At 51.5% G+C, this 8437-nt stretch carries 8 protein-coding genes; 7 read left to right on the plus strand and 1 reads right to left on the minus strand.

The annotated features are described in order from the left end of the window. Nucleotides 1-484: 484 nt before the first annotated feature. The 5 genes from QET40_RS02060 to QET40_RS02080 all read left to right on the plus strand — a co-directional run bounded on the left by QET40_RS02060 (nucleotide 485) and on the right by QET40_RS02080 (nucleotide 5097). Complete coding sequence (locus tag QET40_RS02060) at nucleotides 485-1717, plus strand: ankyrin repeat domain-containing protein (RefSeq protein WP_345783042.1); 1233 nt, start codon at nucleotides 485-487, stop codon at nucleotides 1715-1717. Nucleotides 1718-1817: 100 nt separating this feature from the next. Continuing rightward, nucleotides 1818-2471, plus strand: a complete 654-nt coding sequence (locus QET40_RS02065) for an HAD family phosphatase (RefSeq protein WP_280125510.1) — start codon at nucleotides 1818-1820, stop codon at nucleotides 2469-2471. Nucleotides 2472-2525: 54 nt separating this feature from the next. Continuing rightward, complete coding sequence (locus QET40_RS02070; RefSeq protein ID WP_280125511.1) at nucleotides 2526-3542, plus strand: energy-coupling factor ABC transporter permease; 1017 nt, start codon at nucleotides 2526-2528, stop codon at nucleotides 3540-3542. Between the two features lie 14 nt (nucleotides 3543-3556). Next, nucleotides 3557-4369: a cobalt ECF transporter T component CbiQ gene (cbiQ, locus tag QET40_RS02075; protein ID WP_280125512.1), complete on the plus strand. Its 813-nt coding sequence runs from the start codon at nucleotides 3557-3559 to the stop codon at nucleotides 4367-4369. Beyond that, a complete protein-coding gene (locus QET40_RS02080; protein WP_280125513.1) occupies nucleotides 4366-5097 on the plus strand; it encodes an energy-coupling factor ABC transporter ATP-binding protein in 732 nt (243 codons plus the stop codon). The genes cbiQ and QET40_RS02080 overlap by 4 nt, the downstream gene beginning before the upstream one ends. A 127-nt stretch (nucleotides 5098-5224) precedes the next feature. On the opposite strand, the gene QET40_RS02085 is transcribed toward QET40_RS02080, so the two are convergent. Next, nucleotides 5225-6586, minus strand: a complete 1362-nt coding sequence (locus QET40_RS02085; RefSeq protein ID WP_280125514.1) for a tetratricopeptide repeat protein — start codon at nucleotides 6584-6586, stop codon at nucleotides 5225-5227. A 136-nt stretch (nucleotides 6587-6722) separates the two neighbouring features. Here QET40_RS02085 and QET40_RS02090 point away from each other — a divergent pair, with 136 nt between their 5' ends. After that, nucleotides 6723-7421, plus strand: a complete 699-nt coding sequence (locus QET40_RS02090; RefSeq protein ID WP_280125515.1) for a pseudouridine synthase — start codon at nucleotides 6723-6725, stop codon at nucleotides 7419-7421. A gap of 8 nt (nucleotides 7422-7429) precedes the next feature. Then, a complete protein-coding gene (locus QET40_RS02095) occupies nucleotides 7430-8203 on the plus strand; it encodes an RNA pseudouridine synthase (protein WP_280125516.1) in 774 nt (257 codons plus the stop codon). Nucleotides 8204-8437: the final 234 nt, after the last annotated feature.

Below are 8437 nucleotides of genomic sequence, written 5' to 3' on the forward strand. Positions count from 1 at the left end.
ATTTTTCTATCTGGGAATCTATGCTCAGGCAGTGCCTTCTCTTTACCAGATCAAGGCATCTCTCTCGGAGCAAGGAAAATCATCAGAAAAGGAAGAAAAAAGGAATATTCCCATCCTGTTCAACATCTTAAAAAAAATTGAAGCCGGTGGAGATCCTAACATTGTGGGCAAGGGAGATATTACGCCATTGGTTCTGGCGATGCAAATCGGCAACAGACCCGCCATAGAATACCTGCTTGCCAAAGGAGCCAACCCGTTCTGGAAAAACAAGGAAGGTAAAACTGCCATCGATTTCGGGAATAACGAGGATCTTAAAATCTGGCTCGTCGAGCAAATACCCATCCAAAGCTATGATGAGGCATTGGATGTCGTCAACAGATTGATAGATAGTTTGGAAAAGTCCCTCGAAAACAAATCCGAAGAGGACAAAAATTCATACGATGGCAGCCTGTTACTTGTTCATAAGTATGAGCGTTGCAAACGAATGATCGAGATCCTGAAAGAGCTCAAGGATGGAAAATGTCCCATGAATGAACGAAACCATGCGTGCGTATCCTTACCAAGAAGGAAAGGAGTCGGAGGCGTTTTCATGGAAGAACACACTCCATTGAGTTTATCAGTTAAAATGGATTTACCTCAAATAGCCTCGTTCTTGCTAAAAAACGGAGCCGATGTAAACGGTTGTAATAAATTCTGCATTCCGATGATTTTTGCGGCAAGGAATGGAAATGTTAAGCTCATGCAACTTCTTCTGAAAAAGGGAGCTTCCATCAGCAACAAAGGCGTTATATTCGAAAAGAGAACAGATGTCGGATACGAATACTCTCCTCTGGAAAGCGCAATCATGTCAAGTAATCTGGATGCCGTGAAGTTCCTGCTAAAAAAGGAAGCATCCCTCACCCAGAAGAGAACATCGCCGCTTTCTGTCGCAGTTGAGTTCTCCAACCGGGAAATGCTGGAGTATCTGCTTTCTATCAAGGCTCCCGATTTGCAGCAAGCTCTGTTCAAGACCATTGAGAAAGGAAATATTTCTTCTTTCAAATATCTCATCGAAAAAGGAACTGAGATCGAAGGGAACTTCTCCGGGCAATCTCCTTTATCTTGTGCCGCAGCCTACAATCAGATGGAGATGGTCAAATATCTCATTGCCAAAGGCGCAGACGTCAATCTACCGAATGAATGGGGCTTTACCGCAGTAACCGACGCTGCAATGTTCAGCAATTTGGACGTTTTAAAGTATCTTCTCTCCCTTGACGTTAGTAAGAACACGCTAACAAATGCCCTGACACATATCGTGTCAAGAGCCGACAGAGGGTTCGAAGATGCCGTCAAACTTCTCCTAGAACGCGGAGCCGATCCCAAGGCAGTCGAACAAGACGCCCCAAACGGCGTGGGACATCCGCTGGGCGAGTTACTAAAAACTTTTTTAGATCTTAATAGAAAACAAAATCAGGAAGCTAGAAAACAGGAAGCTCAAAATATTCTGTCTCTGCTCATCAAAAAAGGGATTAATATCAATGCAATCACTGTTCCCGATTCGCACAAAACAGGTTTGATGGAAATGGCAGAACAGGCTTGTGAACAAGATCTGGATTGCATCGACTACGTTCTCTCCCTGGGTGCCGATCCCAACATCAAGGACAAGGAAGGCAAAACAGCTGCTGACCATGCCAAAGACGAAACAGTCAAAAAGTATCTCTTGTCCAAAATGAAATAAGAATCCCCATTTGATGTACAGACGAGCTTTATGTTTCCGCACCAATCGAGGAAAAGCCAAAATCACATCAAACAATACGCAAAGAAGATTAGCTATACATATGAAATGGAACGGCTTCATTTTCGATTTCAACGGAACCCTTTTCTGGGATACTCCCTATCACAACGAATCCTGGGACATTATTTTGGGGCGCTACGGTCTGACCCTGACGGCAGAGGAACTTTTCCGCAATATCCATGGACGAACAAATGAAGATATTTATGCCTATCTGTTCCCCGAGTCCCCGTCATTAGAACAGGCCAATGCCTTCGCCGAAGAAAAGGAAGCTATCTACCGGGACATCTGCCTGAAGCACGGCATGCATCTGGCACCGGGGGCGGAGCGCCTGCTCAATGAACTGAAAGAACACGGCATTCCACGCAATATCGCTACGGCCTCCGGCAAAACCAATGTCGATTTTTTCATCGAACAATTCCGGTTGGAACGCTGGTTCGATCTCCGGGCCATCAGTTATGACGATGGTACCGTCCCGGGGAAACCCGCTCCGGATATTTTTCTACGGGGGATCGAACGCATCGGAATGAAACCGGAAGAAGTCGTTATTTTCGAGGACTCCCATGCCGGTATCCGCGCAGCCAAAGCATCTGGAGCAAAGCAGGTTATCATCGTTAATTCCAATCATGACAGTTATTCCGGCTGGCATTTTCCGGTGATTCGGAGTTATGATGATGTAAAGAGGGAGTTTTTTCTCTAACGATCTCCTTTCTTCAATCATCACCCCTTACCTAGAAACGATACGATTATGCACATGGCAGATGCCCTTGTCTCTCCATCCGTAGGAGGAACCATGTGGGCCGTATCCGCAGTTGTTGCGGCCTACAGCGTCCACCGTTTGAATCGGGAAGATAATACCGCCAAAATCCCGCTGATGGGAGTCATGGGGGCTTTTGTTTTCGCAGCCCAAATGATCAACTTTTCCATTCCTGGAACCGGATCGAGCGGACATTTGGGAGGGGGATTGATCCTCGCCTCTATACTGGGGCCCTATGCGGCCTTCCTCGTAATGGCCTCCGTCCTGCTGGTACAATGCCTGTTTTTTGCCGATGGAGGGCTCCTGGCCTATGGATGCAATCTCTTCAACATGGGGTTCCTGTCGTGCATGGTTGCCTACCCCTTCTTGTTCAAACCCCTGGCCGGAGGAAATCCCGCGACATGGACAAAGGGCAGAATCACCCTGGCTTCCATCGTCGCTGCCGTCATCGGCTTGCAGCTGGGAGCTTTCGGCGTTGTCGTAGAAACGGAAGCATCCGGAGTGACCGCCCTTCCCTTTGGGCAATTCGCCTTGCTGATGCAACCGATCCACCTGGCTATCGGCGTCGTGGAAGGTCTGGCAACAGCAGCCGTTATTCTCTTTGTTCGCAACATGCAGCCGGGCGTGTTCCAACCCTTCCTGAAAACCAGATCGTCCCGTCCTGGTAAATTGGTCATCGTCCTGGCTCTCATCGCCGCCCTCATCGGAGGCGTATTCTCCTGGTATGCAGCCTCCGATCCCGATGGGCTTGAATGGGCCATGGCTAAAACATCCATGATGGAAGAATTGCCTGCTCCGGAAACGGATACCCACCATCGCATGGCCGTCATCCAGGAAGAAACGGCTTTTCTCCCCGATTACTCCTTTGCTTCGGGAAGTACCGAACCGACGCCAGCCATGGAACGGGCAGGAACAAGTCTTTCCGGTCTTCTTGGAGCAGGCATCGTCTTCGTCCTGATCGTTCTGGGAGGTTGGGCTACATCCCGTTTCCGCCACGGAAAATCCTCCGTCTGACACATCCTGCTACTATGCAACGGACGGAACAAGCCTGGTTCGACATGGATACCGTTGAAAGGTATGCCCGAAGGAGCAGTTTTGTTCACGGCATTGATGCACGGGTAAAATGCCTCGTTACAGCCGTGTATCTCGTATGCCTCCTCTCCGTCGATCTTCTGAATGTTCCGGCTCTCGTTCCCTTCCTGGCATACCCGGTAGTCGTCTGCCGCATGGGGAACATTCCTATCATGCCATTAGTGCGCCGCTCTCTCGTCGCCCTTCCTTTCTGCGTGATGATCGGGCTATTCAATCCAATTCTGGACCATCAACACGCATTCACCATCGGCGGAACCGTCATCACCTGCGGCTGGGTTTCTTTTGCGTCAATCCTGCTCCGGGGAGAGTTCACAGTGCTGGCAAGCCTGGTTCTCATTGCCACAACGGGATTTCCGGCCATATGCTCCGCCATGAGAAGAATGGGGGTTCCAACTCTTCTGACAACGCAATGCCTATTGCTTTACCGCTATATTTTCCTGTTGATGGAAGATGCGACGAGTCTCTCGACGGCACGGGATCTACGAAGCTACGGTACGAACAGAACACCCTTGCGCTTTTGGGGGGCCATGGTCGGCTCCCTTCTGATTCGCAGCATGGCCAGGGCGGAACGCATTCACAAGGCTATGGAAGCCCGCGGCTTCACCGGGGCTTTGCATACACTCCACGAGCATTCACTAAGAAGAGCCGACTTGATCTATGGAGGAGTATGGTGCATCATACTTGTCCTCCTGAGATGGAGCGATGCTGTCTTTTATATCGGAGCCCAAACCCACCGTCTTCTATCATGAGCCACCATATTGTCCGAGCAACCCACGTTTCCTATACCTATCCGGACAAGACCCAAGCGCTTCGCGACGTCAGTTTCGAGGCACGCCATGGAGAAGCCATTGCCTTGGTCGGAGGCAACGGCGCAGGAAAATCCACCCTGCTCCTTGCCTTGTGCGGAGCTTTGATGCCGGATTCCGGAGAAATCCGGATCGGTGACATTCCCGTTGTTAAAAGTACCCTGCCTTCCATTCGGAAATCAGTCGGGATGGTATTTCAGAATCCTGACGACCAACTCTTTATGCCGACAATCATGGAAGATGTCTGCTTTGGTCCTCTCAATATGGGAATGCCCGGCAAGGACGCAGAGGAACATGCACGCCAGGCTCTGGACACAGTCGGGCTCTGGGATATCCGGGACAAGGCCTCCCACCGCCTTTCCGGCGGAGAAAAACGAGGAGCGGCCATCGCCTCCGTTCTTGCCATGGAACCGGATATCCTCATCATGGATGAACCGAGCACCCATCTGGACCCTTATTCCCGCCGCCAGATGATCAACTTCCTGCAAGGCTTCATTCACACACGGATTATTGCAACGCATGACCTCCCTCTAGTTCTCGACTTGTGCCCCCGCGTGATCCTGATGCACGGAGGTCAAATCATTGCCGACGGGGTGACTGAAGAGATTTTCCGGGACAGGGAACTTTTGGAATCCTGCCGTCTGGAACAGCCGGAGTGTTTCCGCCAATAACATACTTACGGGGACTGCTTCAATGCATCCGCAACAAGTCAGTTCTCAGGAATGAAAAAGGCCCGGAGAATCCCATGAAAGAATCCTCCGGGTCCGGTTATTGGAAATGACAAAGAAATGATCGAAATCAGACGTAAGCGGATTCCACACGCTTGGCTACATCGCGGTAGCCATAGTTGGAATCGTAAATCGTCTTGAAGCAATCCAGAGCTTCCTGCTTCTTGCCAAGCTTTTCGTTCAATGTTCCCATGAGGTAGAGGATTTCGAGCTTGGTTGCGTCCATGGTGGTGACTTCGGCATTGGCTTCCGCAAGCTGGTGGAGAGCCATGTCGTTCATATTCTTGGACTCATAGCACTTACCCAGCATGAGCATAGCCTTAATGCGCAGATAGGGGTTGTTACGGGCGCGCTGAAGTTCCGGGATGGCATCCGTAAAGTTACCGGCATTGAACAAAGCCTGACCAAGGTCGAAACGGAGCTGGGGATCGGTCGGGTTGCCTTCCACGCGGGAACGGCATTCCGCCACAATTTCTTCGGAGAGTTGCTGAGTCATCTGGGCAAGCTGATCCTGAAGTTCCTGATTGTCGGGTTCGGCGGCCGCACGCTTCTTGAGATCGTCAAGCTGGGCATTGCGAGCCTTTTCGCTCATTTCAGATGCCTTGGCACTGAGGGAAACATCATTGTGACTCAAAGAGAAGGCATAGCTGAAGAAGGAACAGGCGTTAGCCCAGTCTTCCATCTGTTCGTACACGCTGGCAATGGCGCGCACCGTAGCCAAGTCCGTCTGGTTGGCAGCATAGCGTTCGGACAACTGGGCAAGACGGGCTTCCATTTCCTGACGGGTCATCCCCTGCTTGTCGAGTTTTTCCAGAGAAGCGGATTCGTTGGTGCTCTTCATGACGTCCTTCATGGAAGAAGCATTTTCCCAGTTTTGCTTCTGCATGGAGGCCTGGGCCGTGCAGTCCTTTTCTCCCTTCACGGCAATGGAGTCGGAGGGATCCACCTTGACGATGTCGTGGTAGACGGAGGCGGCTTCGGCAGGCATCTTGCGGGCAATATAGTGATTAGCCAGCATGTGAAGAAGTTTCTTGTTCTCCGGATGGCCTTCACGGACGGTTTCCAAGGCGAATGCGGCAACGTCGGGCAGGCCTGCATCTTCGGCCGCATGGAAGAGGATTTCGTTGGAAGCTTCGTTGAAAGGATCGTTTTCCAATTCGTCTTCAACCGATGAGAGAGAGGAGGAAGGATCACGCTTGACAGTCGTCATGCGCATGCCGCCGAAAAGGCCCTTCTTCTTGGGTTCGGGATGCAGTTTGATTTCGCTGGCACGCAAGACTCTACGCCCTTCGAGGAATCCGGGCAATTGCTTGACCAGGGCCTTCAACAGGCTAATGGCATACTGGTAGTTGTTCATGTCCACGGCCTGGCGGGCCTTCTTCCACAAATCCTGTTGCTGCGGTGTAAGCTGAGCTTCTGTAATGAGTTCCATAGAGATAAGAATAGCTGAAATTGCAACGCCACCTGAATTATGATTTCAGGCGACGCTATTAACTTTTCTCCTTTATCATGCCATGCCTTGTATTTCAACCTTGTTTTTCCCCGCAGACAGGAAAATGATGGCGTTCATGCGAATTGACGCCCTCCTCTCCAGATATGGCTATTGTTCCCGTAGTGAAGCGCCTCGATGGGTAAAAAAAGGCCGGGTTACCATCCAGGGGAATCCGGTCGCGTCTCCATCCCAGAAAGCGGAGCCGGAAGATGTTCTGGTTGATGGAGCACCAGTCGAATTTCCCCGCGGCATTTATGTGGCGTTCTACAAGCCTTTGGATGTCACTTGCAGCCACGACGACCGCGACGGTACGCCAATTTACGACCTTCTCCCCCCCGAATGGTCGGAAAGGAACCCCGCCGTCACCTCGGTAGGCCGTCTGGACAAAGACACGGAAGGCCTGCTTCTGGTCACAGACGACGGCAAGTTCGTTCACCGCCTTACTTCTCCCAAGCATCATGTAGACAAGGTGTACGAACTCACGACAGAAGCCGACATCCCGGAACATGCCGTGGAGGACTTCGCCTCCGGAACCTTCACGCTGGAGGGAGAAAAATCCCCCTGCCACCCCGCCCGGCTGGAAATTCTAGAGGCGAGGCATGCCAGATTGACTCTGACGGAAGGCCGCTACCACCAGGTGCGCCGCATGCTTGCCGCAGTCGGAGCTCCCGTATCGACCTTGAAACGCCTCTCCATCGGCCCTCTTCATTTGGACGACTTGCAATTGGAAGCCGGCCACTGGACGCCCATCGATCCGACCCTGTTCGAAAAATAAATTTTTTCATGAATCAGGACGGCCCCATTGCCTGCGTTCCCTGGTTCCGAGTCGTTGCGGAATCTCCGGAGTGGATCGTCGTCTCCAAAGCAGCCCCCCTGATTGTCCATCCGTCCAATGGAAAGTCGGAACCCAATCTCCTGCAAGGAATTGAGACTCTGCTTTGCTACGAGGTTGCCAACGGCATGAAAGCAGCCCTGATCAACAGATTGGACCGGGAAACGAGCGGATTGACGCTCATTGCCAAAACTCCTACCGCTACACGCCAATTGGGCCGAGCCATGCAAAGGAGGCAGATGCACAAAGAATACACGGCTATCGTGTACGGCCACCCCGCATGGGAACAGACTGTCTGCGAACTGCCGATCCTGCGGCAGGGAGAAGTCATGGAAACACGCATCTGGCTCAAGCAATGCATCCATCCCCAAGGAAAGAAATGCAGGACGGAGTTCCGTGTCCTACGCCGGTTCACAAGGAATGGAGAGCCATTCTCCATCATCCGGTGCATCCCGCTCACAGGACGCACGCACCAAATACGCGTCCATTTAGCGACACTGGGATCCCCCATCGTCGGAGACAAGATCTATGGACCGTCCGAGGATTGCTATCTGGAATTCATCCACAAAGGGTGGACTTCCGAGCTGGAAACACGGCTACTCCTGCCCCGCCACGCGCTCCACGCCTGCGTACTCGACTTCCCCTTCGATGAAGAACTCATCCACACACAGGACGAATTATCCCCCGATCTGGAAGAATTCATTGCAGGCGCAGATCGGGAATAAGCGACCGTCCTGCCGCACAGCCCTAAAAATCAAAGAGTCAACTATAATTCAGAAATAGACAAATGGGGGCTACTCGCCCCCAATCCCCCTGGCAGCGTGCGACGCTGCCGGGGGAATTATTTTTTTCGTTAAGCTATTGAGATAAATGATTAGAGAATGACAGCAGGCAATAAGTGCACACTTTCGTGTTTTTCCCACAGAGAGAAAATGTTTGTACTTCGCCTGCAAGATTTC

The organism is Akkermansia sp. N21169 (genome assembly GCF_029854675.1).
Classification (GTDB): domain Bacteria; phylum Verrucomicrobiota; class Verrucomicrobiia; order Verrucomicrobiales; family Akkermansiaceae; genus Akkermansia.

Coding starts and splice junctions, on each gene's coding strand:
- QET40_RS02085 (WP_280125514.1), bottom strand. CDS start 6,586: ATGGAACTCATTACAGAAGCTCAGCTTACACCGCAGCAACAGGATTTG.
- QET40_RS02080 (WP_280125513.1), top strand. CDS start 4,366: ATGAGCCACCATATTGTCCGAGCAACCCACGTTTCCTATACCTATCCG.
- QET40_RS02065 (WP_280125510.1), top strand. CDS start 1,818: ATGAAATGGAACGGCTTCATTTTCGATTTCAACGGAACCCTTTTCTGG.
- QET40_RS02070 (WP_280125511.1), top strand. CDS start 2,526: ATGGCAGATGCCCTTGTCTCTCCATCCGTAGGAGGAACCATGTGGGCC.
- QET40_RS02090 (WP_280125515.1), top strand. CDS start 6,723: ATGCGAATTGACGCCCTCCTCTCCAGATATGGCTATTGTTCCCGTAGT.
- cbiQ (WP_280125512.1), top strand. CDS start 3,557: ATGCAACGGACGGAACAAGCCTGGTTCGACATGGATACCGTTGAAAGG.
- QET40_RS02095 (WP_280125516.1), top strand. CDS start 7,430: ATGAATCAGGACGGCCCCATTGCCTGCGTTCCCTGGTTCCGAGTCGTT.
- QET40_RS02060 (WP_345783042.1), top strand. CDS start 485: ATGATCGAGATCCTGAAAGAGCTCAAGGATGGAAAATGTCCCATGAAT.